The organism is Streptomyces sp. iso_384 (assembly GCF_056172905.1).
This window is the reverse complement of the sequence record NZ_JBWBTT010000001.1, coordinates 1,672,677-1,698,511: the sequence shown is the minus strand read 5'-3', so window position 1 is coordinate 1,698,511 and position 25,835 is coordinate 1,672,677. Positions and strand designations below refer to the sequence as shown.

23 protein-coding genes, 2 tRNA genes and 1 pseudogene are annotated in these 25,835 nt (G+C 71.3%); 7 read left to right on the top strand and 19 right to left on the bottom strand.

Features of this window, described 5'->3' with window-relative positions; genetic code table 11:
• Positions 1–96: 96 nt before the first annotated feature.
• Positions 97–624: pseudogene (locus AC0VY3_RS07475) on the top strand (dihydrofolate reductase family protein); the annotation flags it as partial.
• Positions 625–936: 312 nt separating this feature from the next.
• Here AC0VY3_RS07475 and AC0VY3_RS07470 read toward each other — a convergent pair.
• Entirely contained in the window at positions 937–2,826 is a 1,890-nt protein-coding gene (locus AC0VY3_RS07470; protein WP_181010940.1) for an AMP-dependent synthetase/ligase, read from the bottom strand.
• A gap of 255 nt (positions 2,827–3,081) precedes the next feature.
• Positions 3,082–4,956 (bottom strand): translation elongation factor 4, encoded by a 1,875-nt coding sequence (gene lepA / locus AC0VY3_RS07465; protein WP_103510154.1) that lies wholly within the window; start codon positions 4,954–4,956, stop codon positions 3,082–3,084.
• Positions 4,957–5,171: 215 nt separating this feature from the next.
• Between lepA and rpsT the strand changes: the two genes are divergently transcribed.
• Positions 5,172–5,438 (top strand): 30S ribosomal protein S20, encoded by a 267-nt coding sequence (gene rpsT / locus AC0VY3_RS07460; RefSeq protein WP_030077886.1) that lies wholly within the window; start codon positions 5,172–5,174, stop codon positions 5,436–5,438.
• 330 nt (positions 5,439–5,768) lie between these two features.
• Here the strand turns inward: rpsT and holA are convergent, their stop codons facing one another.
• Positions 5,769–6,755 carry a DNA polymerase III subunit delta gene (holA, locus tag AC0VY3_RS07455; protein WP_103510155.1) on the bottom strand — a complete coding sequence of 329 codons (987 nt, stop codon included), beginning with the start codon at positions 6,753–6,755 and terminating at the stop codon, positions 5,769–5,771.
• 83 nt (positions 6,756–6,838) lie between these two features.
• Here holA and AC0VY3_RS07450 point away from each other — a divergent pair, with 83 nt between their 5' ends.
• On the top strand, positions 6,839–7,084 hold the full coding sequence (locus AC0VY3_RS07450; RefSeq protein ID WP_103510156.1) for a hypothetical protein: 246 nt from the start codon (positions 6,839–6,841) through the stop codon (positions 7,082–7,084).
• Positions 7,085–7,112: 28 nt separating this feature from the next.
• Here AC0VY3_RS07450 and AC0VY3_RS07445 read toward each other — a convergent pair whose 3' ends face one another.
• Both AC0VY3_RS07445 and AC0VY3_RS07440 read right to left on the bottom strand, forming a co-directional pair.
• On the bottom strand, positions 7,113–7,994 hold the full coding sequence (locus AC0VY3_RS07445; RefSeq protein WP_103510157.1) for a YceI family protein: 882 nt from the start codon (positions 7,992–7,994) through the stop codon (positions 7,113–7,115).
• A 127-nt stretch (positions 7,995–8,121) separates the two neighbouring features.
• On the bottom strand, positions 8,122–8,556 hold the full coding sequence (locus AC0VY3_RS07440) for an arylamine N-acetyltransferase (protein ID WP_475549248.1): 435 nt from the start codon (positions 8,554–8,556) through the stop codon (positions 8,122–8,124).
• 72 nt (positions 8,557–8,628) lie between these two features.
• Here AC0VY3_RS07440 and AC0VY3_RS07435 point away from each other — a divergent pair, with 72 nt between their 5' ends.
• Positions 8,629–9,087: a pyridoxamine 5'-phosphate oxidase family protein gene (locus AC0VY3_RS07435; RefSeq protein ID WP_103510158.1), complete on the top strand. Its 459-nt coding sequence runs from the start codon at positions 8,629–8,631 to the stop codon at positions 9,085–9,087.
• A 26-nt stretch (positions 9,088–9,113) separates the two neighbouring features.
• Here AC0VY3_RS07435 and AC0VY3_RS07430 read toward each other — a convergent pair whose 3' ends face one another.
• From AC0VY3_RS07430 to leuS, 6 genes are all read right to left on the bottom strand, one after another.
• Entirely contained in the window at positions 9,114–11,723 is a 2,610-nt protein-coding gene (locus AC0VY3_RS07430; RefSeq protein WP_475549247.1) for a ComEC/Rec2 family competence protein, read from the bottom strand.
• Complete coding sequence (locus AC0VY3_RS07425) at positions 11,720–12,400, bottom strand: ComEA family DNA-binding protein (protein WP_475549246.1); 681 nt, start codon at positions 12,398–12,400, stop codon at positions 11,720–11,722. The genes AC0VY3_RS07430 and AC0VY3_RS07425 overlap by 4 nt, the downstream gene beginning before the upstream one ends.
• A gap of 373 nt (positions 12,401–12,773) precedes the next feature.
• Positions 12,774–12,941, bottom strand: a complete 168-nt coding sequence (locus tag AC0VY3_RS07420; RefSeq protein ID WP_475549245.1) for a hypothetical protein — start codon at positions 12,939–12,941, stop codon at positions 12,774–12,776.
• 125 nt (positions 12,942–13,066) lie between these two features.
• The gene (locus tag AC0VY3_RS07415; protein WP_103512711.1) at positions 13,067–13,912 is read right to left on the bottom strand and encodes a DegV family protein; all 846 of its coding nucleotides are present in this window, start codon (positions 13,910–13,912) and stop codon (positions 13,067–13,069) included.
• Positions 13,913–14,042: 130 nt separating this feature from the next.
• Positions 14,043–14,813, bottom strand: coding sequence for a hypothetical protein (locus tag AC0VY3_RS07410; protein ID WP_030077869.1), 771 nt, complete (start codon positions 14,811–14,813; stop codon positions 14,043–14,045).
• A 164-nt stretch (positions 14,814–14,977) separates the two neighbouring features.
• Complete coding sequence (leuS, locus tag AC0VY3_RS07405) at positions 14,978–17,851, bottom strand: leucine--tRNA ligase (RefSeq protein WP_475549244.1); 2,874 nt, start codon at positions 17,849–17,851, stop codon at positions 14,978–14,980.
• Positions 17,852–18,381: 530 nt separating this feature from the next.
• Here leuS and AC0VY3_RS07400 point away from each other — a divergent pair.
• Both AC0VY3_RS07400 and AC0VY3_RS07395 read left to right on the top strand, forming a co-directional pair.
• Positions 18,382–20,004, top strand: coding sequence for a ferric reductase-like transmembrane domain-containing protein (locus AC0VY3_RS07400; protein WP_475549243.1), 1,623 nt, complete (start codon positions 18,382–18,384; stop codon positions 20,002–20,004).
• On the top strand, positions 20,004–21,581 hold the full coding sequence (locus tag AC0VY3_RS07395) for an NADH-quinone oxidoreductase subunit NuoF family protein (protein WP_030077862.1): 1,578 nt from the start codon (positions 20,004–20,006) through the stop codon (positions 21,579–21,581). Before AC0VY3_RS07400 ends, AC0VY3_RS07395 begins: the two co-directional genes overlap by 1 nt.
• Positions 21,582–21,655: 74 nt before the next feature.
• Here the strand turns inward: AC0VY3_RS07395 and AC0VY3_RS07390 are convergent.
• From AC0VY3_RS07390 to AC0VY3_RS07370, 5 genes are all read right to left on the bottom strand, one after another.
• Positions 21,656–21,728: transfer RNA gene (locus AC0VY3_RS07390), tRNA-Ala, on the bottom strand.
• A gap of 132 nt (positions 21,729–21,860) precedes the next feature.
• Positions 21,861–22,094 (bottom strand): hypothetical protein, encoded by a 234-nt coding sequence (locus AC0VY3_RS07385; protein WP_030585393.1) that lies wholly within the window; start codon positions 22,092–22,094, stop codon positions 21,861–21,863.
• A 3-nt stretch (positions 22,095–22,097) separates the two neighbouring features.
• Positions 22,098–22,286 carry a hypothetical protein gene (locus tag AC0VY3_RS07380; RefSeq protein WP_078566424.1) on the bottom strand — a complete coding sequence of 63 codons (189 nt, stop codon included), beginning with the start codon at positions 22,284–22,286 and terminating at the stop codon, positions 22,098–22,100.
• Between the two features lie 287 nt (positions 22,287–22,573).
• Positions 22,574–22,933, bottom strand: coding sequence for a nuclear transport factor 2 family protein (locus AC0VY3_RS07375; RefSeq protein ID WP_103512714.1), 360 nt, complete (start codon positions 22,931–22,933; stop codon positions 22,574–22,576).
• Positions 22,934–22,956: 23 nt separating this feature from the next.
• Positions 22,957–23,709: an SDR family oxidoreductase gene (locus AC0VY3_RS07370; protein WP_103512715.1), complete on the bottom strand. Its 753-nt coding sequence runs from the start codon at positions 23,707–23,709 to the stop codon at positions 22,957–22,959.
• A gap of 149 nt (positions 23,710–23,858) precedes the next feature.
• Here AC0VY3_RS07370 and AC0VY3_RS07365 point away from each other — a divergent pair, with 149 nt between their 5' ends.
• The gene (locus AC0VY3_RS07365; RefSeq protein WP_103512716.1) at positions 23,859–24,353 is read left to right on the top strand and encodes a winged helix-turn-helix transcriptional regulator; all 495 of its coding nucleotides are present in this window, start codon (positions 23,859–23,861) and stop codon (positions 24,351–24,353) included.
• Positions 24,354–24,410: 57 nt separating this feature from the next.
• On the opposite strand, the gene AC0VY3_RS07360 is transcribed toward AC0VY3_RS07365, so the two are convergent.
• From AC0VY3_RS07360 to rsfS, 3 genes are all read right to left on the bottom strand, one after another.
• Positions 24,411–24,483, bottom strand: a tRNA-Ala gene (locus tag AC0VY3_RS07360).
• A 162-nt stretch (positions 24,484–24,645) separates the two neighbouring features.
• Positions 24,646–25,299, bottom strand: a complete 654-nt coding sequence (locus AC0VY3_RS07355; RefSeq protein WP_086779492.1) for a histidine phosphatase family protein — start codon at positions 25,297–25,299, stop codon at positions 24,646–24,648.
• Positions 25,296–25,727 (bottom strand): ribosome silencing factor, encoded by a 432-nt coding sequence (gene rsfS, locus AC0VY3_RS07350; RefSeq protein ID WP_006124372.1) that lies wholly within the window; start codon positions 25,725–25,727, stop codon positions 25,296–25,298. Before rsfS ends, AC0VY3_RS07355 begins: the two co-directional genes overlap by 4 nt.
• Positions 25,728–25,835: the final 108 nt, after the last annotated feature.

The following is a 25,835-nucleotide window of genomic DNA, read 5'->3' as shown; positions in this document are numbered from 1 at the left end:
AATCGAGCGGACTCGAACGCAAGGCTTCGGGAAACCTAAACCTTCGGGAAGCGGAACAGGCGCGACCGAGCGTGGCAGAAATACTCCGTCGCGGCGATGAGCCTGCGGGCGTCCGCGGGTCTACCCCTGGAGAGACGACCGACTCACAGGGAGCGCGCCATGGGCCTCATCCACATCGAACTGTTCGCGACCCTCGACCTCGTCGGGCAGGCGCCCGGCGGTCCCGACGAGGACCCGGTGGGGTTCCCGTTCGGCGGCTGGCAGGCGCCCCTGCTGGACCCGGTCGCCGGGGCGCAGGTCGGCGAGGCGTACGAGGGTACGGACGCCCTCCTGCTCGGCCGGCGGACGTACGACATCTTCGCCGCTTTCTGGCCTCACCAGGAGGGCGGCCAGGACGACGAGATCGCCACCCTCTTCAACAGCGTCCCGAAGTACGTGGCCTCCCGCGGCCGGCCCGACCTCTCGTGGGCCGGGTCCACGCGGCTCGGCCCGGACCTCGCCGCCTCGGTGCGCGAGATCCGTGACCGGCACGAACACGTGAAGGTCGTCGGGAGTCTGAACCTCGTACAGACCCTCCTGCGCGAGAAGCTCTTCGACCGGATCGACCTCTGGCTGCATCCGATCGTGCTCGGCGTCGGGAAGAAGGTGTTCGACGGTGGCGCGGTACCCACCAACCTCACGCTCCTCGCACCCCCGGCAGCCGGCCCGAAGGGCACGGTGTACCTGCGAGGGCACTCCCACCACGGGGGACATGAGCGCGCCCCGTCACGGTGCCGGAAGTTAGCGCGCCGGTCACAGCAGGATCCGCACGGCGAACGGGGCGGCCGGACACCTGGGTGTCCGGCCGCCCCGCCGTGCCGTTCCGGGGCCGAGCCCCCGGAAGGCGGCCGGTGTCCGGGAGCGAGCCCCGGACGCCGGTCCGGCGCGCGAAAGGCCCTACACCTCGCGCGAGCCGGCGTACATGTCGTCGATGAGCCCCTGGTACTGGCGCTCGACGACCGGCCGCTTCAGCTTGAGGCTGGGGGTCAGCTCGCCGTGCTCGACGTCCAGGTCGCGCGGCAGGAGGCGGAACTTCTTGATGGTCTGCCAGCGCTGGAGGCCCTCGTTGAGGCGCTTGACGTATCCGTCGATCAGCTCGACGGTCCGCGGGGCGGCGACGACCTCCGCGTACGACTTGCCCTCCAGGCCGTTCTCGGCTGCCCAGCCGAGGATGGTGGGCTCGTCGAGGGCGATGAGCGCGGTGCAGAAGTTACGGTCCGCGCCGTGCACCAGGATGTTGGAGACGAACGGGCAGACCGCCTTGAACTGGCCCTCGACCTCCGCCGGCGCGACGTACTTGCCGCCCGACGTCTTGATCAGGTCCTTCTTGCGGTCGGTGATGCGCAGGTAGCCGTCGGCCGACAGCTCGCCGATGTCCCCGGTGTGGAACCAGCCGTCCGACTCCAGGACCTCCTCGGTCTTGTCGGGCAGCTTGTGGTAGCCCTGCATGATGCCGGGACCGCGCAGCAGGATCTCGCCGTCGTCCGCGATGCGCACCTCGGTGCCGGGGAGCGGCTTGCCGACGGTGCCGGTGCGGTAGGCCTCGCCCGGGTTGACGAAGGAGGCGGCGCTGCTCTCGGTGAGGCCGTAGCCCTCCAGGATGTGCACCCCGGCGCCCGCGAAGAAGTAGCCGATGTCCGGGGCGAGGGCGGCGGAGCCGGAGACACAGGCGCGCAGCCGGCCGCCGAAGGCGTCGCGGATCTTGGAGAAGACGAGCGCGTCGGCGACCTTGTGCTTGGCGCCGAGCGCGAAGGGGACGGACGCCTTGCCGGTGCGCCGGAAGTTGTCCTGGGAGACCTTGGCGTACTCGCGGGCCACCCCGGCCGCCCACTGGAAGATCTTGTACTTGGCGCCGCCGCCCGCACGCGCCTTGGAGGCGACCCCGTTGTAGACCTTCTCGAAGATCCGGGGAACGGCGGCCATGTAGGTCGGCTGGACGACCGGCAGATTCTCGATGATCTTGTCGATGCGGCCGTCGATCGCGGTGACGTGGCCGACCTCGATCTGGCCGGAGGTGAGCACCTTGCCGAAGACGTGGGCCAGCGGCAGCCAGAGGTACTGCACGTCGTCGGCGTTGATGAGGCCGGTCGAGACGGTGGCCTTGGCCATGTACGACCAGTTGTCGTGCGGCAGCCGTACGCCCTTGGGGCGGCCGGTGGTGCCCGAGGTGTAGATGAGGGTGGCGAGCTGGTCGGCGGTGATCGCGGCGACCCGCTCGGTGACCGCGTCCGGGGTCTTGGCGAGGAGCTCGTTGCCCTGGGCCTCCAGGTCGGCGAGGGTGATGATCCAGCCCTCCGGGTCGCCCTCGGCGGGCTCGACGCCGGCCGGGTCGATGACCACGACGTGGGCGAGATCCGGCAGGTCGGCGCGGGTCTCCCGGGCCTTGGCCAGCTGCTCGGCGTCCTCCGCGATGAGGATCCGGCTCTCGGAGTCGGCCAGGATGAACGCGGACTCCTCGGCGTTCGTGGAGGGGTAGATCGTGGTGGTCGCGGCGCCCGCGCACATCACCCCGAGGTCGATGAGGACCCACTCCACCCGGGTGGCCGAGGAGAGGGCGACCCGCTCCTCCGGCCGTACGCCGAGCGCGATCAGCCCGGCGGCGATCGCGTAGACCCGCTCGGCGGCCTGGCCCCAGCTCAGCGACTTCCAGTCGTCGGGCCCCTCGCCCGAGGCGGACGGCACCGGATAGCGGTACGCCTCCCCGTCCGGGGTCGCCGCCACGCGGTCGATGAAGAGGGCCGCCACGGAGGGCGGCCGGTTATCGATCAAGGTCTGTGTGTCGCTCACGACGTCCTCCGGGCCTGCGGCATTGCTACGACCGGCTTCTTTGATACGGCGACTTGCTCTGTACGTCCTGCTCTGCAACCTGCTTGTTCGGCTTGTTTAACTGGCCAGTAACCATCGAGTCGTGATCAGAGTAGAGCGCACTTGTCCGCCACGTAAGAGGCAACGGGCCGCCGCTTTCATAACGAAAGGGCCCCCACGCCGGTACTGCGGCGTGGGGGCCCTCCGTACCGCTCGTCGGCAGGCGTCGGGGCGGGGCTACTTCTTGCCCTTGCTCTCCCCGGCGGACTCGTCGGTCGACAGGACGGAGATGAAGGCGTCCTGCGGAACCTCCACATTGCCGACCATCTTCATCCGCTTCTTGCCCTCCTTCTGCTTCTCCAGCAGCTTCCGCTTACGGGAGATGTCACCGCCGTAGCACTTGGCGAGGACGTCCTTGCGGATGGCGCGGACGGTCTCACGGGCGATGACCCGGGCGCCGATGGCCGCCTGGATCGGCACCTCGAAGTTCTGCCGGGGGATGAGCTTCTGCAGCTTGGCGACGAGCCGGACGCCGTACGCGTACGCCTTGTCCTTGTGGGTGACCGCGGAGAACGCGTCCACCTTGTCGCCGTGCAGCAGGATGTCGACCTTGACGAGCTGGGCCGACTGCTCGCCGGTGGGCTCGTAGTCGAGGGAGGCGTAACCCCGGGTCTTGGACTTCAGCTGGTCGAAGAAGTCGAAGACGATCTCCGCGAGCGGCAGGGTGTAGCGGATCTCGACCCGGTCCTCGGAGAGGTAGTCCATGCCGAGCAGGGTGCCGCGCCGACCCTGGCACAGCTCCATGATCGCGCCGATGAACTCGCTCGGGGCCAGCACCGTGGCGCGGACGACCGGCTCGTGCACCTTGTCGATCTTGCCCTCGGGGAACTCGCTCGGGTTGGTGACGACGTGCTCGGTGCCGTCCTCCATCTCGACGCGGTAGACCACGTTGGGCGCGGTGGCGATCAGGTCGAGGCCGAACTCGCGCTCCAGCCGCTCACGGACCACGTCCAGGTGGAGCAGGCCGAGGAAGCCGACGCGGAAGCCGAAGCCGAGCGCGGCGGAGGTCTCCGGCTCGTAGACCAGGGCGGCGTCGTTGAGCTGGAGCTTGTCCAGCGCCTCGCGCAGGTCCGGGTAGTCCGAGCCGTCCAGCGGATACAGCCCCGAGAACACCATCGGCTTCGGGTCCTTGTAACCGCCCAGCGCCTCGGTCGCCCCGTTCTGCAGGGAGGTGATCGTGTCACCGACCTTGGACTGCCGGACGTCCTTCACACCGGTGATGATGTAGCCGACCTCTCCCACGCCGATGCCGTCGGCCGGGGTCATCTCCGGGGAGGACACCCCGATCTCCAGCAGCTCGTGGGTGGCGCCGGTGGACATCATCCTGATGCGCTCGCGCTTGTTGAGCTGACCGTCGACGACACGGACGTAGGTGACGACACCGCGGTACGAGTCGTAGACCGAGTCGAAGATCATCGCGCGGGCGGGGGCGTCCGCGACGCCGACCGGGGCCGGCACGTCCCGCACGACCCGGTCGAGCAGCGCGTCCACGCCGACGCCGGTCTTGGCGGAGACCTTGAGCACGTCCTCGGGCTGGCAGCCGATGAGGTTGGCCAGCTCCTCGGAGAACTTCTCCGGCTGGGCGGCCGGGAGGTCGATCTTGTTGAGCACCGGGACGATGGTGAGGTCGTTCTCCATCGCGAGATAGAGGTTGGCCAGCGTCTGGGCCTCGATGCCCTGCGCGGCGTCGACCAGCAGGACCGTGCCCTCGCAGGCGGCGAGCGAACGGGAGACCTCGTAGGTGAAGTCCACGTGGCCCGGGGTGTCGATCATGTTGAGGACATGGGTGGTGCCCGTGTCCTCACCCGTGTTGGGCGCCCAGGGCAGTCGGACCGCCTGGGACTTGATGGTGATGCCGCGCTCGCGCTCGATGTCCATCCGGTCGAGGTACTGAGCGCGCATCTGCCGCTGGTCGACCACTCCGGTCAGCTGAAGCATCCGGTCGGCAAGGGTCGACTTGCCGTGGTCGATGTGCGCGATGATGCAGAAATTGCGGATCAGCGCCGGGTCGGTACGGCTCGGCTCGGGCACGTTGGAAGGAGTCGCGGGCACGCAGGGTCCTGATTCTTGAGACGCCGAACGCCGTGTCTCGGGTCGATGTCGGGTCGGTCGGATCGATACGTAGGCTCCATCGTCCCACGCCCGCGGGACCACGACCGGTTTGGGCCGGTCGGAGGGTGACTGCTACCGTGGACAGCTGTGCCTCGTGGCTCTCACGAGCGGCGTGGCTCACCTAGAAGATCCAACGAACCTGAAAAGGCTCTTTCGTGGCGAACATCAAGTCCCAGATCAAGCGGAACAAGACCAACGAGAAGGCGCGCCTGCGCAACAAGGCCGTCAAGTCGTCGCTCAAGACCGCGATCCGCAAGGCCCGCGAGGCCGCCGCTGCCGGTGACGTCGAGAAGGCCACCACGGCCGTCCGCGACGCCTCCCGTCAGCTCGACAAGGCTGTCTCGAAGGGTGTCATCCACAAGAACGCCGCCGCCAACAAGAAGTCGGCGCTGGCGTCCAAGGTTGCCGCCCTGCAGGCCTGAGCTTCTTCCCGGAGCTCACTGATGTGATCGCCGGAACGGACCAGCGGGCCCTCTCTCCCGCCCCTGCCCGGCACCCCGCGCCGCACACCGAACCTGCGTTCGCCACGCGGGTGCGGCGCACCCGAGCTTGACCCGGAAGCCCCGGAATCTCGGTCTCCCCAGACCGAGCCCGGGGCTTCCGCGCGCACGGGCCCACTCCTCAGGCCCGCCCGCGCTCACGTGGTCCACTCCAGCTGTCCGTGCGTACGAGGCCCACTCCAGCCCGCCCGGCGCTTGAGGACGGAACCGGGTCACCACAGGCCCCCGCACCAGGCGGCGACCGGAAAACCCCTACCGCCCAGCCCGCGCGGCCCGCGCAACGACGACGACGGCCTTCTCCAGGGCGTACTCAGGATCGTCCCCTCCGCCCTTCACCCCCGCATCCGCCGCAGCCACGGCCCGCAGAGCCACCGCGACCCCGTCCGGCGTCCACCCCCGCATCTGCTGCCGCACCCGGTCGATCTTCCACGGCGGCATCCCCAGCTCCCGGGCGAGATCAGCCGGCCGCCCGCCCCTCGCGGAGGACAGCTTCCCGATCGCCCGCACCCCCTGCGCCAGCGCACTGGTGATCAGGACCGGCGCGACCCCGGTCGACAACGACCACCGCAGCGCCTCCAGCGCCTCCGCCGCCCGCCCCTCGACGGCCCGGTCGGCCACGGTGAACGAGGACGCCTCGGCCCGCCCCGTGTAATAGCGCCCGACGACCGCCTCGTCGATCGTGCCTTCGACGTCCGCGATCAGCTGCGACACCGCACTGGCCAGCTCCCGCAGATCGCTGCCGATGGAGTCGACCAGCGCCTGGCAGGCCTCCGGCGTCGCGGACCGCCCGTGGGTCCGGAACTCCGACCGTACGAAGGAGAGCCGCTCGGCCGGTTTGGTGGTCTTCGGGCAGGCGACCTCCCGCGCTCCGGCCTTGCGCGCCGTGTCCAGCAGCCCCTTGCCCTTGGCCCCGCCCGCGTGCAGCAGGACGAGCGTGATCTCCTCGACCGGCGCGCCGAGATACGCCTTCACGTCCTTGACCGTGTCGGCCGAGAGGTCCTGCGCGTTGCGCACGATCACGACCTTGCGCTCGGCGAAGAGCGAGGGGCTGGTGAGCTCGGCGAGCGTGCCGGGCTGCAACTGGTCGGACGCCAGATCACGTACGTCCGTGTCGGCGTCGGCAGCACGAGCGGCCGCCACCACCTGCTGCACCGCACGGTCCAGGAGGAGGTCCTCCTGGCCCACGGCGAGGGTGACGGGGGCGAGCGGATCGTCGGTGGAATTCTTCCTGGTGGCCATCGCGATCCAGCATCCCACGCCCCACTGACAGCCCGCACGGCCCAGGGCGCGGGCCACGGACCCCCGTACCGGAGAATGACCGGGTGAGCGATGTGAGACATGTACTGGTGCTGCCCGACCGCGACTCCGCGGAGGAGGTCGCCGAGGAACTGGCGGACCGCTTCGGGGTCGCCGAGGAGCCCCAGCTCGTACGGGACGCGCTGGCCGGCGAGGACGACGCCGAGGACGCCCAGTGGCTGGTGGTCGTCGAGGACGCGACCGGGCGCCTGGACCCGGCCGCGCTCGACGCGTTCGCGGCCGAGTACGAAGGCTGGCTGGAGAAGCCGTAGCCGGACCGGCGCCCCCGCCCGGCCTGGCTCAGCCCCTGGGAACGATCTGGATGTCCAGGTCGATGACGATGCTGGGCCCCACCACCGCGATCCCGCGCGCCAGCATGGTCTGCCAGGTGAGGGTGAAGTCCTCGCGGTGCAGTTCGGTGGTGGCCCGGCAGGCGGCACGCGTCTCACCCTCCAGGCCGCTGCCGATCCCGAGGTACTGGGTGTCCAGCGTCACGGTACGGCTGACGCCGTGCAGGGTCAGCGCGCCGGTGACGCCCCAGCGGCTGCCGCCCCGGTGGACGAAGCGCTCGCTGTAGAACTCCATCGTCGGGTAGCGGCCGACGTCGAGGAAGTCGCCGGAGCGCAGATGGTCGTCGCGCATCTGCACGTTGGTGTCGATCGACGCCGCGTCGATGATCACGTGCATGGCGGAGTCCTCCATGCGGTCGGCGATCCGGACCGCCCCGGCGAAGGTGTTGAACCTGCCGTGGATGCGGGCCAGCCCGATGTGCCGGGCGGTGAAGCCGATCTGCGAGTGGTTCGGCTCGATGTCCCAGTCACCGGGGTCGGGCAGCTGCGGGGGCTGCGCCACCTGGAGGGTCACGTCGCCCAGGGTGGCGTGCGCCCCCTCGGTCACCGTCACCGCCCCGTGGAACGGGGTGAAGCCCTCGGCCGTGACCGCCAGCCGGTAGTCACCGGCCGGGACCGTGGCGAGAACGCTGCCGAAGGGGTCCGTCTCGCCGCCCGTCACCCTGCGACCCGCGCTGTCGGTCACGACGAACTCGGCTTGCTGGACCGGTTCGTTGACCGGGTCCAGCACCCGGCAGCTGAGCACGCCCGCAGTACGGGGTACCTGGAATCCGGCGAGGGCCCCACCGCGCCCACCCGCCTGGCCTCTGTTTCCCAGCCAACGCCCGAACATCTCTCACGTACCCCCAGGGGCGCATCGCACTTCGGGGCCCTGACAGCTGGACGTCTTTGTCGGATCAGCGGCCCGCCGACGAGCAAGCATTCGATCACTGTTGCGGCGTTCGAGGCAAACGGAGTGCCTAGGGGGATCTTGTACGGAGGTGTGCCGAGCTGTGCGCAGGTGTTACTGAAGGTCCGAAATACGCTCGCACTCCGGGAACGCGGGCGAGCCGTATCCCGAAGTGATCCCGGTAGGCGGCGAGCACTTCTTCGTCCGTGGCCAGTTCCGTACGGTGGTGCTCCCCGCCGACCGCCGTGGCCAGGGCCCGTCCGCTCAGCGTCACCCGCCCGGTCTCCGTGTACCGGAAGCACACCGGGTTCCGGGTGAACCGCGAAGTGCTTCGCCATCGGCGCGCACCGGCCGGTCCGCGCCGATCCGGGTGAGACAGGCGTCGACGGCGGCGTCGGTGATGCCGCCGTCGCCCCAGTCGGGTTCCGGGACGGAGGCACCGGGCGTCGTGGGTGTCTGCGAGGTCATGGCCCAGGTCTGCGCCCGCTCCCGGCGCGAGGACCACCGGTCCTAGGACTCCTGCCCGAGGCCCCTTGCCCGAGGCGCTGTGCGGTGATCGCCCTCTAGCGTGTCGGGCATGACCGACTACGATCCCCCGCGCAGCCTCGAACAGCGCAAGCAGGACGCCCTGGACCACCTGCGACAGGACGAGGACGCGTGGGTGGCCACGGCGTCCCGGGACGGCCTGCCCACCCTGGTGCCGCTGTCGTTCCTCTGGGAGGACGACATCGGCACGCTGCTGATGTGCACCCGGCGGACCAATCCGACGGCCGTCAACGTGACTCCCTCCGGCCCGATCCGGATCACCCTCGGCCCCACCCGCGATGTGGTGCTGATCGAGGGCGACGCGAGGATCCTGGAGGAAACGGACCTGCCCACCGCGACGAGAGACGCCTTCGTCGCGAAGTTCGGATGGAACCCGCCCGCCCCCGTCTGGGTGTTCCTGCGCATCACCCCCCACACCGTGCGCGCCTGGCGCGAGTCGAACGAGATCGTCGGCCGCGTCCTGATGCTCGCCGGGGAGTGGCTGACCTGACCGGCGCGGGGCGGGTTCCGACGGTGTCATGACCGGCCCACCGCCCGCAGCTCCTTCCCGGTGCCCGTCACCGCGATCGAGCCGTCGGTGTCGGTGCGCAGGACCCGGGCCCCGGCCGCCCTGAGAGCGCCCACCGTGCGGGCCGAGGGGTGGCCGTACGGGTTGTCCGCGCCACAGGAGATGAGCGCCAGCCTCGGCCGTACACTGTGGAGCAGCCCGGCGTCCTGGAAGGCCGAGCCGTGGTGGGCCACCTTGAGGACGTCCACCGGCCCCGCCCCCTCCCAGCCACGCAGCAACTCCCGCTGGGCCGGGGGTTCGAGGTCGCCGAGGAGCAGCAGCGACAGCCCTCCGGCCGCCCGTACGCGCAGGGTGACGCTGGAGTCGTTCGGCTCGCGCACCGCCGCCGCCTCCGCTCCCCCGGGCCCGTGGCGCGGCCAGAGGACCCGCCAGTCGACCGGGCCCGCCCGGCGGTGTTCACCGGCCACGGCCCGCACTGTCGGAACACGTGCCGCGGCCGCCGTCCGCCGCACGAACGCGGCCTGCTCCGGCGGCTCCTGAAGGCCCGTCGTCTGGATCGCGCCCACCGCCCTGCCCCGGAGCACGCCCGGCAGCCCACGCACATGATCGGCGTGGAAGTGCGTGAGGACCACGAGCGGGATCCGGGTCACCGCGAGATCGCGCAGGCACCGGTCGACCGCGCGAGGGTCGGGCCCGGCATCGACGACCACGCCGGCGCCCTCCCCCGCCGCGAGCACCATCGCATCGCCCTGCCCCACGTCGCAGACCGCGAACGCCCAGTCGGGCGGCGGCCATCCGGTCATGATCCGGGTCAGCGGCACCGGCCGCAGCACCGCCAGGACGAGGAGCAGCCCGGTGGCCGCGCAGACCCAGGGGCGTCGGGCCAGCCTCGGGGCGAGAAGCACGACCGCCACCGTGAGACCGGCCAGCAGCGCCGCACCGGTCCACCCTCCGGGCCACTGCGCCTCCGCCCCGGGCAGGCCCGCCCCCGTGCGGGCGACCGTGGCGATCCACCGGACCGGCCAGCTCGCGATCCAGGCCAGCAGCCCGGCCACCGGTGGGGCGACCGGGGCGACGGCGAGGGCCGCGAACCCGAGCACCGTCGCCGGCGCCACCGCGAACTCCGCCAGCAGATTGCACGGCACCGCCACCAGACTGACCCGTGAGGCCAGGACCACCACCACGGGTGCGCACACGGCCTGCGCGGCCGCCGCCGCGGCCAGCACCTCGGCCGGCCTGCCCGGCACCCGCCGCGCCCGCAGGGCGAGGCTCCAGCGCGGCGCTAGCGTCAGCAGCGCACCGGTGGCCAGGACCGACAGCAGAAAGCCGTAACTCCGGGCGAGCCAGGGGTCGTAGAGCACCAGAAGGACGACAGCCGCCGCCAGGGCGGGGATCAGGGATCTCCGGCGGCCCGTCCCGATCGCGAGGAGCGTGATGAGGCCGCAGGCCGCCGCGCGGAGCACGCTCGGGTCCGGACGGCACACGACGACGAAGGCGAGCGTCAGCGCACCGCCGATCAACGCCGTCCCCCGCAACGAAAGCCCCAACAAAGGAGCCAGGCCGCGCCGTTCCGCGCTCAGAGCCGCGCCCGGAGGCCCGACGAGAAGGAAGAGGAGAATCGATAGATTGGCGCCGGAAACGCTCAACAAGTGCGTCAGATCGGTCGCCTTGAAGGCGTCGTGGAGGTCGGACGGGACCCTGGAGGTGTCACCTACCACCAGCCCCGGCAACAGTGCCCGCGCATCCGCGTGCAGCCCGTCCGTCGCCTCCCGCAATCCGGCGCGCAGCTCCCCCGCGGTGCGCTGGATCCACGTCGGGGGCCCGATGATCCGGGGAGCCCCCTTGTCGTCCACCCGCAGGACCGCCGCGAGGCGCTCGCCCTCGTGCGCGGGAGGCGAGAGCCTGCCACCTAGCCGGAGCCGGGTGGACGGCAGCAACTTCTGCCACTCCGAGCGGTGGTCGCCCGCCGCGACCATGAGCAGCACCGGTGTACGGACCCGGGTGCCCGGGCCGCCCGCCATCCGCACCCCCCTGACTTCCATGACTTCGGCGTCGATCAACAGCAGGGCCGGAGTGCTGTGGTTGCCGCGCACCGCCGGGCGGGTCGTCCGGGGATCCGAGGTCACCCGTACGTCGACGTCGATCCGCGCGTACTCCCGCGCCAGCCCGGGAACGGGACCGCGCCGCACATCGGCCCCATGGAGCCCGGCCACCGCCGCGCCCGCAGACGCGCACAGCAGCACAGCCCCCACAGCGGCGACCACCCGGGTCCGTCCGAGAGCGGCAGCGCCCTGAGGCCGCCCAGCGGCGGCGACACTCCGGGTCCGTCCGGCAGCAGCAACGCCCCGGGGCCGTCCGGCTGCCCTCGCCTCCCGGGAGGTGCGCGCGGCCGCCACCAGCAGAACGAGCGCCACCACCGAACAGGCACCAGCCACGGCGGCCACCCACCGCCCCGGCAGCCCCAACGTCACCGCGGCGGCGGCCCAGACCGCCAGGGCGGGCGGGACGAGCCGCAGATCCGTGGGCCCCTCCCGAGGTGAGCCGGCCTCGCCTCCGGTGGTGCCCGTGCCCTCCGCCCCCGCGCCCCGGGTGGCGGACCGGCCCTCGTGGCCGCTCATGGCCGTACGAGCGGCTGGAGGTCGGCGAAGCGGCGGTCGCCGATGCCGTTGACCTGCCGGAGTTCGTCGACGGACCGGAAGCCGCCGTTCTCCGTGCGGTAGTCGATCATGTGCTGGGCCAGCACCGGCCCGACCCCCGGCAGGGTTTCGAGCTGCTCGGCGGTCGCCGTGTTCAGGCTCAGCGGCGCCGAGGGCCCGGGACCGGCCGGCCCATCTCCCCCGGCGCCTCCGGCCCCTCCGCCCCCGGCCGCCCCGAAAACCGGCGGGCCGGGCGGCAGCCCCACGACGACCTGCTCACCGTCCATCAGGACCCGCGCCCGATTGAGCCCGGTCATATCCGTGCCGGCCCGCACACCGCCCGCCGCCTCGAGCGCGTCCGCCACCCGCGAGCCCGCCGGAAGCCGACGGACGCCGGGCCGGTGCACCTTGCCGCTCACATCGACGACGATCTGCCCGCTCCCGCCCGCGACGGGCGACGCCTCACCGGCCGGACGAGGGACAGGATCGGGGGCGCCGGACCGTAACGGATCCAGTGGCAACGCGGGTGCCGCCGCCTCGTCCGCGACCGGTTCCGGCGCACGCACGGTCTCAGGGCGTGCGGACCAGAAGTGGAACGCGGCGAGGGCCACGGCGGCGAGCAGCACCAGGCCGAGCACCACCGGCGTACGCGGCGCCATCCCGCACCGGAGCCGCACCCACAAAGGCAACCGCTCCCGAACGCCCGACACGGCACGGAGCACCCACGACGTACCACCGGACGCCTCCCCCACCGTCTCGGGTGTGGGCACGGATACGGGCGTGGGCGCAGGTGCGGGCTCATGTACGGGTGGCGCGGGTGCGGCATCACTCCCCGGCGCGGAAGCGCCCGCCATCAGCGCATCCGCCCGATAACGCGCGGCCGCCGCGGCAAGAGCGGAACGCCTCCGCGCGGACAGCCTCCCACCATGGCGTGGCGCACCGGAACGAGCAGCAGGACCGGCGCCCGCCCGTCCGCTCGGCCGCGTACCGGCACCGGGCCGCACCCGCACGTGCCTCCGCCCCGACAACGGGTCAGGCGGCGACGGGGCCGCAGACGCGGATGTGGGCGTGAGCGTGGATGTGGGCGTGGACGTGAGCGTGGATGTGGGCGTGGACGAAGTCGACGAGACGGACGACGGAACAGCGGCGGAGAGAGCATCGGGAGCCGATGCCCGAGGAGATCGAAGGGTCATGCCTCACGACGTTAGGCACATCCGCCAGAACCCGCTGAGCAGCACCGATTCCTGTGGACAGCCCAGCAGTTGTGGACAACTCGGCCACTCCACGGAGTGAAGATCGGCAGCACGTGAGCTCAGCGCACGAGCTCACCGCAGCGAGATCACCGCGCCGAGCAGCCCCGGCCCCGTGTGCGCCCCGATCACCGCGCCGACCTCGCTGACATGGAGGTCGACCAGACCGGGCACGCGTTCGCGCAGCCGCTCGGCCAGGCGCTCCGCGCGCTCCGGGGCGGCGAGGTGATGAACGGCGATGTCCACCGGGGCCGTGCCCGCCCGGTCGGCGACGATCTCCTCCAGCCGGGCGATGGCCTTGGACGCCGTCCGCACCTTCTCCAGCATCTCGATCCGCCCCCCGTCGAGCTCCAGGATCGGCTTCACCGCCAGCGCGGATCCCAGCAGGGCCTGTGCCGTGCCGATGCGGCCGCCCCGGCGCAGATAGTCGAGCGTGTCGACATAGAAATACGCCGAGGTGCCCGCGGCCCGCTTCTCCGCTGCCGTCACCGCTTCGTCCGGGCCGCCGCCCGCCTCGGCGGTCTCCGCCGCCGCGAGAGCGCAGAATCCCAGGGCCATGGCGACCATGCCGGTGTCCACCACGCGCACCGGTACGGGGGCGTCCTTCGCCGCGAGCAGCGCCGCGTCGTACGTGCCGGAGAATTCCGCCGACAGATGCAGCGACACGACCGCGTCGGCCCCGCCCGCGGCCGCCGCCCGGTAGGCCTCGGCGAAGACCTCGGGGCTGGGGCGGGACGTGGTCACGGAGTGGCGTTTCTGCAGCGCCAGGGCGAGCGAGCGGGCCGAGATCTCCGTGCCCTCCTCCAGCGCCCGATCGCCCAGGACGACGGTCAGCGGCACTGCGGTGATGCCGTGCCGTTCCATCGTCGGGCGCGGCAGGTAGGCCGTTGAATCGGTGACGATAGCGACATGGCGGGACATGAGCCGGAGGTTACCTGGCGTCGTGGGAGTGCGGCAGCCCGGCCCCGGTCCTCTGATCGTTCATGGTCGCTTCGGAACGTATCCGGTCGGTTCGTACGGCCGTACGTACGCCGGGAGTCGGCGAATGCGCTCAGTTCGTCGTCTCGGGCCGGGTCGACTTCTGCCAGGGGTAGGTCGTGCGCGACCGGGGGTCCGGGGCGGTGATGGCCTGCGGGCTCTCCTCGCGGGCCGGTCCGGCCCAGGCCTCGTCCGCCGTGCTGCTGTTCCCGGCCGAGGGGCCCGCCGAGGCGGCCGGCTCGGGCCAGTCCGTCCCGGGGCCGTGGCCCGACGTCGTGCCGGATGCCTGCGACGGCTCGTCCGCGGTCCAGTGCCGCAGCGCGCCGGCCTCGATGTCGATCTGCGCGTTCAGCGCGTCCAGGTCGTCGTCGGCGAACTGCCGCGCCCGGTCGCGGGCCGCCCAGCGCAGCGAGTCGGCCGAGTGCGTGATCCGCTGCGTGCGCTCCCTCAGCTTGGGCAGCAGGCCGGCGACCGTCGCCCGGTCCGGCTCGCGCTCCAGCCTCTTCAGCTCGTCGTCCAGCTCCAGGCCGTGGGCGCTCAGCCGCCGGAAGAGGCCCACCGACTCCGCCAGTGAGGCGTCCTCGGCGACACCGGCGTGCAGTGCGTCCTGGGTGGCCCGCATCGAGGTGCGCAGGGCGAGCCGGAGCTGTGCGAGCTCACCCGCGACACCCGGCTGACCGAAACTCTTGGCCCGCAGCGTGGTGTCCTCCACGGTGCGACGGGCCTGGGTGATCGTGCGGTCCACGCCGCGCTTGGCGGCGCCGACGGCCTTCACGGTCACGAAGACGCCCAAAGCGACGAACGCGACGAAGAGCAGCGCCAGGATCGTGATCGCGGCTGTCATGAGTGCCCCTCGGTGTCTCGATGCGGCTGCCGGTACCGGTCGCCCCTTCCACCGTAAACGGAACAGGCAGGCCGAGGGTTCCTTCGGAACCCCCAACCTGCCCGTAGGGGATGGCCCTGACCGCTCACCGCGACCGTCGGTGGACGGCGGACGACAAACGTCCGTTACGCGGGAACGATGTTCACCAGCTTCGGCGCACGCACGATCACCTTGCGGATCCCGGCACCGCCCAGCGCCGCGACGACCGCGTCGTCGGCCAGGGCCAGCGCCTCCAGCTCCTCGTCCGTGATGGCGGGCGAGATCTCCAGGCGGGCCCGGACCTTGCCCTTGATCTGGACGACGCAGGTGACGGTCTCGTCCACGACGTAGGCCGGGTCCGCCACCGGGAAGTCCTGGTGGACGACCGACTCGGTGTGGCCCAGCCGCCGCCACAGCTCCTCCGCGATGTGCGGGGCCAGCGGGGCGACCAGCAGGACCAGCCGCTCCGCGACCGAGCGCGACAGCGGGCCGCCGGCCTTGGTCAGGTGGTTGTTCAGCTCGGTGACCTTGGCGATGGCGGTGTTGAACCGCATGCCCGCCATGTCCTGGCCGACCCCGTCGATCGCCTTGTGCAGGGCGCGCAGCGTGTCCTCGCCGGGCTCCGTGTCGACGACCGTGACCTCGCCGGTCTCCTCGTCGACCACGTTGCGCCACAGCCGCTGCAGCAGCCGGTACTGACCGACCACGGCCCGGGTGTCCCAGGGGCGCGACACGTCCAGGGGGCCCATCGCCATCTCGTACAGGCGCAGGGTGTCCGCGCCGTACTCCGCGCAGATCTCGTCCGGCGTGACCGCGTTCTTCAGGGACTTGCCCATCTTGCCCAGGACGCGGCTGACCTTCTCGCCCTCGTGGTAGAACGCGCCGTCGCGCTCCTCCACCTCGGCGGCGGGAACGGCGATGCCCCGGCTGTCGCGGTAGACGAAGGCCTGGATCATGCCCTGGTTGTACAGCTTGTGGAACGGCTCGGCGGAGGAGATGTGGCCCAGGTCGTGCAGCACCTTGGACCAGAAACGCGCGTACAGCAGGTGCAGCACGGCGTGCTCGGCGCCGCCGACGTACAGGTCGACACCGCCGGTGGGCTGACCCTCGCGCGGGCCCATCCAGTACTGCTCGATCGACGGGTCGACCAGCTGCCGGTCGTTGGTCGGGTCCAGGTAGCGCAGCTCGTACCAGCAGGAACCGGCCCAGTTGGGCATGGTGTTGGTCTCGCGGCGGTAGCTCCGCAGACCAGCACCGTCGCCCAGGTCCAGCTTGACGTTGACCCAGTCGGCGTTGCGCGACAGCGGGGTCTCGGGCTGGGCGGTCGCGTCCTCCGGGTCGAAGGTGCGCGGGGAGTAGTCCTCGACCTCGGGCAGCTCCAGCGGCAGCATCGACTCGGGCAGCGGGTGGGCGATGCCGTCCTCGTCGTACACGATCGGGAAGGGCTCGCCCCAGTAGCGCTGGCGGCTGAACAGCCAGTCACGCAGCCGGAAGTTGACGGTGCCCTCGCCGACGCCGTGCTCCTGCAGCCAGTCGGTGATCCTCGCCTTGGCCTCGACGACGCCCAGGCCGTTCAGCGAGATCTCGTCGTTGGCGGAGTTGACCAGCTTCGCGTCGTACGAGCTGAACGCGTCGTCCCACGTGGAGGGGTCGGTTCCGCGGTCGTCCGACGGCTGGACGACACAGCGCATCGGCAGCTCGAAGGCGCGCGCGAAGGCGAAGTCACGTGCGTCGTGCGCCGGTACGGCCATGATCGCGCCGGTGCCGTACCCCATCAGGACGTAGTCGGCGATGAAGACGGGGACCTTCTCGCCGCTGACCGGGTTGGTCGCGTACGCGCCGGTGAAGACGCCGGTCTTGTCCTTGGCCTCGGCCTGCCGCTCGACGTCGGACTTGGCGGCGGCCTGCTTGCGGTACGCGGTGACGGCCTCGGCCGGGTTCGCGTGACCGCCGGTCCACACCGGGTGGGTGCCCTCGGGCCAGGCGGCCGGGATGATCCGCTCGACCATGTCGTGTTCGGGCGCCAGCACCATGTAGGTGGCGCCGAACAGGGTGTCCTGGCGGGTGGTGAAGACGGTGATGCCGCCGGCGGTGTCCACCGGGAACTCGACCCGGGCGCCCTCGGAGCGGCCGATCCAGTTGCGCTGCTGCAGCTTGATGGCCTCGGGCCAGTCCAGCCCGTCCAGGTCGTTCAGCAGCCGGTCGGCGTAGGCGGTGATGCGCATGTTCCACTGGCGCAGCTTCGCCTTGAAGACGGGGAAGTTGCCGCGCTCGGAACGGCCGTCGGCGGTGACCTCCTCGTTGGCCAGGACGGTGCCCAGGCCGGGCGACCAGTTGACGGGTGCGTCGGAGGCGTACGCCAGGCGGTACTGGCTCAGCAGATCGGCGCGCTCGGTGGCGCTCAGCGCGCTCCACTCACGGCCGTCGGGGGTGGCGCGGGTGCCGCTCTCGAACTGCTCGACCAGCTCGGCGATCGGGCGGGCCCGGTCGGCCTCGGTGTCGTACCAGGAGTTGAAGATCTGCAGGAAGATCCACTGCGTCCACTTGTAGTACTCGGCCTCGATCGTCGCGAAGGAGCGGCGGTTGTCGTGGCCCAGACCCAGCCGGCGCAGCTGGACCTTCATGTTCTCCATGTTGGCCTCGGTGGAGACCCGGGGGTGCGTGCCGGTCTGGACGGCGTACTGCTCGGCGGGCAGGCCGAACGCGTCGAAGCCCAGGGTGTGCAGCACGTTGTGGCCGGTCATCCGCTGGTGGCGGGCGTAGACATCGGTCGCGATGTAGCCCAGCGGGTGTCCGACGTGCAGGCCCGCACCCGAGGGATACGGGAACATGTCCATGATGAACTTCTTGGGCTTGGCGGCCAGCTCCGGGTCGCCCGCCAGATCACCGGTGGGATTCGGCGCCTCGTACGTCCCCTCGGCGTCCCAGAAGTCCTGCCAGCGTGCCTCGATGTCGGCGGCCATCGCCGCCGTGTAGCGGTGCGGCGCGGCCGTCTCGGCTGCGGAATTCGTCTCGCTCATGATCCTCAAAGCTCCATCGATCGTCATCTGCCGGGAAACGAAAAATCCCCTCGCACAGGAGGGGACGCCGCGCTGACTCCGACCAGGCGTTCTCACCGGTCGGGACTCTTCAGCGCGGCTCGCTAAGCAGAAGGCGTACGGCACGCATGGCGTCAGGGTACCGCACGAGCCCGGAAGGGAGCGGGGAGTAACCGGAGTGCGGACATCGCGCGCGTGCGCCGGCATCCCGCCGCCCATTCGTCGCTCTCCGTAGTTGAAACATGATGTTTCTGTGGGGGCACGGTGTGCTTTCGGCAGGCTTCCCATGAGTTTTCCGCGAAGCCCTGGGGCGACTGACGGGACGGCGGGAACGCCCGGGAAGCGGGGTTACTCCGCGTACCGACCTCTTTCGGGGCAACCGAGCAAAGCCCGTACTGGTTGGTATGGGGCGTCCTAGCATGCGGCAACGGGACCGCTTTGCCGAACTATTCGGAGTCGCCCCCATGAACCCTCATCGCAAGATCCGCGTATCCACCGGCATGAACCCCGGAATGAGTCGGCCGGTACAGGGCGGCCTGACCGTCACCGCCTTGGTCTTCGTCCCTCTGCTTGCCGTCGCGGGGAGCGACGGGCTGCGCGCCACCCTGGATTTCACCACCGGCGTCCTGTCGCTGGTATCGCTCAGCGCGGCCGTCGCCTGGGGCCTGTTGGCCACCGACCGGCTGTTCCTCTCCACCCGTCAGCGGATCGTCTGCCAGGGCATCCACCGGGCCACCGCCGTGGCCTCGCTCGGCTTCCTGCTGCTGCACGGAACCGTGAAGGTGGCCCTCGGGCATGTGGCCCTGATCGGCGCCCTCATACCCTTCGGCCTCGGCGTCACCGGCACGGCGGGGCTGATCGGTTTCGGTTCGCTGGCCGGGCTGCTGATGGTCGTCACGGCCGCGACCGGCGCCCTGCGCAGCGCCTTCGCCCAGCCCTCCGCCAAGGCCGCCCGGCTCGGGCAGTCGCTGGCCTCGCCCCGGGACACCGGCGGCATCGCGGGCCGGTGGCGCGCGCTGCACGCGCTGGCCTATCCGGCCTGGTGCGCCGCACTGGTCCACGGCCTGTACGTGGGCCGGGCGCCCGCCACCTGGGTCGTCGTGATGTACGGCCTCTGCCTCGCCGGAGTCGCCGGCGCGCTGTGTCTGCGCCTGCTGCCGCGTCCGACGAAGCGGCGGATCGCCGGCCGGATCTCCGAACTGCTGGGCGAAGGCCCCCCGGCCACCCCCGATCCGGTCCTGCGGGAGTCCCCGCCGGCCGGCGCGGAGCCGTGGTCCGACCCGGCCGCCTGGAGCGAACCGGACCGGGACCTACGGGGCACGCCGGTGCGCCCGCGCACCCTGTCGGCGCCGATACCCCCGGCGGGGCCTCCTCCGACGGCGATCCCCGGCGGGCTGCACGAGGCGCCGACGGAGACGCTGTACGGGTCGCGGTCGCCGCTGCACGAGCCCCCGCCCCGCAGCGCCGACCGCATCGCCTTCGGCCCTCCGGAGGACCGGGAAGACCTGACGGAACTGTCGGAGCTGTCGGGGCGGGGGAAGACGCCGGGCCAAGGACCGGGTCCACGGCTGGGTACGGGCCCCGGCATAGCGGCCGGATACCGCGCCGTCTCGCTCGGCGGCGGCCCCTCGCTCCCACCGGAGAGCCGCTGGCCCTCACCGTCCCCCGCGCCCCCCGCACAGGCCCAGCACGGCCCGCCCCGGCAGGAGCCACCCACGTACACCCCGCAGGAACACACGTACGCGACGCCTTCCTACGGCACGCCGGAATACGGCACTCCGGAGCACGGGACACCGACGTACGCGGCTTCGGAGCACAGGTCACCGTCGTACGGGACCCCGGAGCACGGATCACCGTCGGTCGGCACACCGGAGCACGGATCACCGTCGATCGGCGCACCTGAGCACGGCGGCCCTTGGGAGTACGGCACCGCCCCGGCCGCGTACCCGCCTCCCGCCGAGCCGCCCTCCTCCCCAGTGACTTTCCAGGAGCCGCCCGCCGCCGGACCTGACCACAACACCGCCCCCTTCACCCCACCCTCCCCCTTCGCCGCGCCCCGTGCCGAACCGGAGGCCGGGCCGTTCTCCGCGCCCCCGGCCGGCGAACCCTGGCACGCACCCGCAGGAGACCGATAGTGAACGTCCCCCTCCCCGATGTGCCCGAGGTCCGCGTCGTCGGACTGCCGCAACTGACCACCGGATTCGACCTGGTGGAGCGGCTCGACCTCGCCATGCACCTCAAGGTGCACGGGCCGCTGGAGCCGATGACCGGCGAGCGGCTGGCCGAACTGGCCGAGGCGATCTCCCTGCGTGGAAGGGGAGGCGCCGGTTTCCCGTTCGGCAAGAAGCTGCGGGCGGTGGCGAAGGCGTCCATCCGGCGTGGGGTGCGGCCCGTCGTGGTGATCAACGGCAGTGAGGGCGAACCCGCCTGCCGCAAGGACACCGTCCTGCTCAACCGCGCCCCGCACCTGATCCTGGACGGTGCGCTGCTGGCCGCCGAGGCGCTCGGCGCGCGCACCTTGGTCGTCGCCGTCACCCGAAACTCCACGGAGATCTCCGTACGGGCGGCACTCGCCGAACGCGGCCTCTCCGACCGGCGCGGCCAGCAGTTGCGCGCCCGGGTGGTCCGCACCCCGGAGCGCATGGTCTCGGGCGAGGCCTCCTCGGTGATCCGGGCGGCGAACGGCGGACCTGCCCTGCCGCCGGGCCGGCGCGAGCGGGCGGCCGAGACCGGGGTGGGCGGCGCCCCGACGCTGCTGTCGAACGCGGAGACGTACGCCCAACTCGCCGTCGCCGCCCGGATCGGCCCCCGCCGCTACGGGCACACCGGGCTGCCTGGCGAACCGGGCACCGTCCTGCTCACCGTCTCCGGGGCCGTGGCCCGGCCCATGGTCATCGAGGTGCCGACCGGGGTGCCGCTGCGGTACGTCCTGCAACTGGCCGGGGCCCCGCCGCTCCCCCAGGGGGTGCTGACCGGCGGCTACCACGGCAACTGGATCGACGCGGTCTCCTCGCACAACGCCGTCGTCTCTCGCGAGTCCCTGGCCACCGTGGGCGGCGCGCTCGGTGCGGGCGCCATCCTGCCGATCGGGCCGGACACCTGCCCGCTCGGCGAGTCCCTCCGGATAGCCAACTGGCTGGCTGCCGAGACCGCCGGGCAGTGCGGTCCGTGCAAGCTGGGGCTCCCCGCCGCGGCGGGCGGGCTCTCCGACGTACTGAACGGCGGCGGGCCCGCCGCCCTGGAGGCCCTGCGCGAGGTCACCCAGGCCGTGAAGGGCCGCGGGGCGTGCAAACACCCGGACGGTTCCGCGCGGTTCCTGCTCTCGACGCTGTCGGCGTTCACGGACGACCTCGCCGCACATGTCCTGGACGGCGGCTGCGGCCGGGAGACGGTCGGGGTGCTGCCGCTGCCCGCACCCGGCTACCAGGACCTGGAGGAGTCGATTCCGAGCGGCGAGAAGCTCGCGGTCGACTGGACGCTCTGCCAGGGCCACGGTCTGTGCGCGGACATCGTCCCCGAGCTCATCCGGCTGGGCCCGGACGGCTATCCGGCGCTGGCGGACGCCGCCGTTCCGATGCATCTGCGCGGGCGCGCCCAGCGGGCAGTACGGCGCTGCCCCGCGCTGGCGCTCCGTATCGAGCAGCCGCCGGCCGAACAGCGTCCCGCCCTGCCGGCCACGGGCCGGCGCGCCCTGGGCAGCGGCCGCGACTGACCCCGGCCGAAGCCGATACGACAAAGAAGCGGGCCACCCGATCCGGGTGGCCCGCTTCTTCACTGTCGATCCCGTGGAGCTAAGGAGAATTGAACTCCTGACCTCCTGCATGCCATGCAGGCGCTCTACCAACTGAGCTATAGCCCCTTGTTGTGTGCCGCCCGGTTTCCCTTGGCGACATCGAGAACATTACACGGTCCCCCCGGTGCTTCACCAAATCGTTTCCGGTCCGCACCGTTATGCCCGAATCGTCCTGGGTGGCCGATCGTCCGTCGCAGGTCAGGCGGTTGCGAAGGAGTAGAAGCGCTTGAGGGTGCAGTGCTCCTCCAGGAGCCGCCCGTAGATCGGCTCCCCCTCCAGCTCCCGATAGGTCTCGATGGGGTCGCCTTTTATGATCAGCGCCTGCGCGCATTCCTCGCACCAGTACTGGTATTCCGCGTTGACCGGGTCCATGTCCCTGACGATGGGCGTACCGCTGCCGCACCAGTCGCACTTACGCCTGTGTGCACCCATCAGTCAGCTCCAGCTGTGGCCGCAGGCCGTGCACACGTAGGAGACCCCTCCGTTGTCACCCAGAACCTGGGCCACATGGGACGAACCGCAGGACGGACAGCCGAGACGGGATCGATCTTCGGACGGCACGGAGCCGGGGAGCGGGGCGGCGACAAGAGGCTGGTCGGGGACGTGTTCGCGACTCGCAGGCATCGCGCTCCCTCCCGATCGGTACGTCGCCCCCTCCGGCGTTCCGATTCTGCCATGACCCCGCAAGGGGGTCAGCCCGCTCGCCGCCACCTGTCCGGAGATCGACGGCGGAAGGCCGGCGCTCAGGGCGCGAGGACCTGGTCGTCGACGGCGGCGTCGTACCGGTCCTGCGCGTCGAGCACATCCACGACACCGGACTCCGCCCAGATCTGCAACGCCCTCAAGGGACGCGCAGAGTACGGCCGGGATCACCGCCGAGGACAGGTCCCAGCACCGGCCGGACGAGGTGTTCAGACCTCGATCGCCAGGTTGCCGATGAGTCCGGCATCGAGCACGAACTGATAGCGGAGGGTGACCGTGCCGCCGCCGGGGAAGTTCCCGTCCAGCCGCACCCGCACGACCACATGGCGGTCGTCGGCGATCCGCTGGCCGATGCGGGTGCTGGTGTAGGTGAACTCGGTCGAGGACTTCTCGGTCCAGGCACGGACCTCCTCGATGCCCTCATAGGTCTTCCCGTCGTCGAGGACGGTCGCGTCCGGCGCGAACACGGCCGCGACGTCGGCGTAGCGGTTCTCGTCGTGCGCGTCGAGGTAGGCGAGCACCGGCGCGGGCAGGGCCGCGGGGTCGTAGGCGGTGAAGGCGTCGTTCATCGGAGTCTCCTCGTCGCGGGTGGTCAGATGGTGCGGATGGTGCCGCCGTCGACGACGATCTCGGCCCCGACGATGCCGGCCGCGGCGTCCGACGCCAGGAACGCGATGACGCCGGCGACTTCGTCCGGAGTGGCGAAGCGCCCCAGCGGCACGCCGCCCAAGGAGGCGGCGAGCGAGTTCCAGGCGGCATCGCGGTCGCCGTCGAAGCTCTCGGCGAGCCGGTCGACGAGGTGGTCCGCGCCCTCCGTGCGAATGCCGCCCGGAGAGACGGTGTTGACGCGGATGCCGTGCGGGGCGAGCTGACCGGCCAGACCCTTGCTGTAGGTACGCAGGGCCGCTTTGGCCGCCGCGTACGCCAGGGTGCCGTCCCACAACGGCATCCGCGCCTGGATCGACGCCACATGGATGATCGCGCCCCGGCCCCTTTCGACCATCGCCGGGACCAGTTCGCGATCCAGGCGCACCGCGGACAGCAGGTTCAGGTCGAGCTCCTGCGCCCATTCCGCCTCTCCCAGGGCGCCGAAGCCTCCGGACGGTGACCGCGACCCGCCCGCGACGTGGACGACCAGGTCCGGCACGCCCTCGGCGAGGACGAGCCGGGCGACCTCCCCGGCCGCTGCGGGGTCGGTCAGATCGGCGGGCACGAAACGCACGTCGGCATCACCGTCGACGTCATCGCCGCGCGGCGTGCGAGCGACGACCGTGACGTCCATTCCCGCTTCCCCCAGCCGGCGGGCCACCGCCGCACCGGTGCCCCGGGTTCCGCCCGTGACCATCGCCCGGGGCGCCGACGGGGCGTGCTCCGCACCGGAGAAAGTCACTTCTATTTTCGAAGTAATCATGACTGCTAGATTAGCAGTAAGCGGTTGGAGCGTCGAACGCCGACGGTCCGACCGGCCGACCGGCTGTTTGGAGGAGGATTCGAGTGCCCGCACGCGTCCGGGTCGAGGACCGGGAGTGCCCGCTGTCGACGGCGATGTCGTACGTCGGGGAGTGGTGGACGATCCTGCTCCTGCACGACTGCTTCGACGGATACACCCGCTTCGACCAGTTCCAGGCCAACATCGGCCTGTCATCCAGCATGCTCACCACACGGCTCAGGACGCTGGTCGACAACGGCATCCTGACCAAGCGCGTCTACCAGGAGCGACCGGTCCGGCACGAGTACGTGCTCACCGACTTCGGCCGCTCGCTGCGGCCGATCCTGGTCGCGATGGCCGCGTGGCGGAACGAGCAGCTGGCGCCGTCCGAGCGCGCGATGGTGCTCGTCGACACCGATACCGGCCGCGAGGTGGAGCCGGTGACGGTCGACCCCGTCACCGGTCTGTCCGTGTCGGACCCGCGTTTCGCGTTCCGGTCAGGCCCGGCGGCGGGCGAGCAGATGCGAGCGCGCTACGCCGCTCCCGGAGGACCTGCGTGATCCGGACGGGAGAACGAGGAAAGCCGGGCACGAAGTGCCCGGCTTTCCTGTCGTGTGTGGAGCTAAGGAGAATTGAACTCCTGACCTCCTGCATGCCATGCAGGCGCTCTACCAACTGAGCTATAGCCCCGCTGTTCGCTGTGTTTCCCTGCGTTTCCGCGCTGCGAACAAGAAGAACTTTAGCCTGTGACCTGCCGGAAAGTGAAATCCGGCCCGGGCCGCCCGAAGACGGCCCGCGAACGGCCTCTCAACAGCCTCCCGGCGGCGGCCGGTCGGCAAGCCCGCCCGTCGACTAGTCGTCGTCGCCGAGCACCGGCTCCGGGAGCGTGCCGGCGTTGTGTTCCAGCAGACGCCAGCCGCGCGCGCCCTCCCCGAGGACGGACCAGCAGCAGTTGGACAGTCCGCCGAGCCCTTCCCAGTGGTGCGCCTCCAGGCCCAGCAGCCGGCCGATCGTCGTCCTGATCGTGCCGCCGTGGCTGACCACGACGAGCGTGCCGTCGTCCGGAAGCTTCTCGGCGTGCTCCAGGACGACCGGGGCCGCCCGGTCGGCGACCTCGGTCTCCAGCTCGCCGCCGCCCCGGCGCACGGGCTCCCCGCGCTTCCATGCCGCGTACTGCTCGCCGAAACGCTCGACGATCTCCTGGTGGGTCAGCCCCTGCCAGGCGCCCGCGTACGTCTCACGGAGTGCGGCGTCATGGGCGACGGTGAGACCGCTGACGGCGGACAGCTCGGCAGCCGTGGCCGCCGCCCGCCGCAGGTCGGAGGCCACGATGGCGTCCGGCTTCAGCGAGGCGAGCAGCCGGGCGGCGCGGCGGGCCTGCCCGACGCCCACCTCGGTGAGCTCGATGTCCGTGGAGCCCTGGAAGCGGCGCTCCAGGTTCCATGCCGTCTGGCCGTGCCGCCAGAGGACGATCCTGCGGCCCTTGCCGCTCTTGCTGCCGTTCAGCTCTGGTCACCTTCCGTGCCGCCGTTGAGCTGTGCGTGCTCCTCGGCCTTGCCACGGGTCTTGACCGCGTCCTCGGGGAGGGCGATCTCCGGGCAGTCCTTCCACAGACGCTCCAGCGCGTAGAAGACGCGCTCCTCGCTGTGCTGGACGTGGATGACGATGTCGACGTAGTCGAGGAGGATCCAGCGGGCGTCGCGGTCGCCCTCACGGCGCACCGGCTTGGCGCCGAGCTCCTTCTGGAGCCGCTCCTCGATCTCGTCGACGATCGACTTGACCTGGCGGTCGTTGGGGGCCGAGGCCAGCAGGAAGGCGTCGGTGATCGACAGTACGTCGCTGACGTCGTAGGCGATGATGTCGTGCGCGAGCCGGTCGGCGGCCGCCTGAGCGGCGGCGTTGATGAGCTCGATGGAGCGGTCCGTGGCGGTCACATGCAGGCTTTCGTCGGCGGTCGGATGCAACCTCTAGGGTCTCACGGACCGCCGACAGCGCCTTACTGCGTTTCTCCGGCCGGGCTTTCGCGGCGGTCACCGGCCGGC

Excerpts from the sequence above, each read along its gene's own strand:
- holA (WP_103510155.1), bottom strand. The coding sequence starts at position 6,755 with ATGGCCACCAGGAAGAATTCCACCGACGATCCGCTCGCCCCCGTCACC.
- AC0VY3_RS07445 (WP_103510157.1), bottom strand. The coding sequence starts at position 7,994 with ATGTTCGGGCGTTGGCTGGGAAACAGAGGCCAGGCGGGTGGGCGCGGT.
- AC0VY3_RS07435 (WP_103510158.1), top strand. The coding sequence starts at position 8,629 with ATGACCGACTACGATCCCCCGCGCAGCCTCGAACAGCGCAAGCAGGAC.
- AC0VY3_RS07430 (WP_475549247.1), bottom strand. The coding sequence starts at position 11,723 with ATGAGCGGCCACGAGGGCCGGTCCGCCACCCGGGGCGCGGGGGCGGAG.
- AC0VY3_RS07425 (WP_475549246.1), bottom strand. The coding sequence starts at position 12,400 with ATGGCGCCGCGTACGCCGGTGGTGCTCGGCCTGGTGCTGCTCGCCGCC.
- AC0VY3_RS07415 (WP_103512711.1), bottom strand. The coding sequence starts at position 13,912 with ATGTCCCGCCATGTCGCTATCGTCACCGATTCAACGGCCTACCTGCCG.
- AC0VY3_RS07410 (WP_030077869.1), bottom strand. The coding sequence starts at position 14,813 with ATGACAGCCGCGATCACGATCCTGGCGCTGCTCTTCGTCGCGTTCGTC.
- leuS (WP_475549244.1), bottom strand. The coding sequence starts at position 17,851 with ATGAGCGAGACGAATTCCGCAGCCGAGACGGCCGCGCCGCACCGCTAC.
- AC0VY3_RS07400 (WP_475549243.1), top strand. The coding sequence starts at position 18,382 with ATGAGTCGGCCGGTACAGGGCGGCCTGACCGTCACCGCCTTGGTCTTC.
- AC0VY3_RS07385 (WP_030585393.1), bottom strand. The coding sequence starts at position 22,094 with ATGGGTGCACACAGGCGTAAGTGCGACTGGTGCGGCAGCGGTACGCCC.
- AC0VY3_RS07380 (WP_078566424.1), bottom strand. The coding sequence starts at position 22,286 with ATGCCTGCGAGTCGCGAACACGTCCCCGACCAGCCTCTTGTCGCCGCC.
- AC0VY3_RS07375 (WP_103512714.1), bottom strand. The coding sequence starts at position 22,933 with ATGAACGACGCCTTCACCGCCTACGACCCCGCGGCCCTGCCCGCGCCG.
- AC0VY3_RS07370 (WP_103512715.1), bottom strand. The coding sequence starts at position 23,709 with ATGGTCACGGGCGGAACCCGGGGCACCGGTGCGGCGGTGGCCCGCCGG.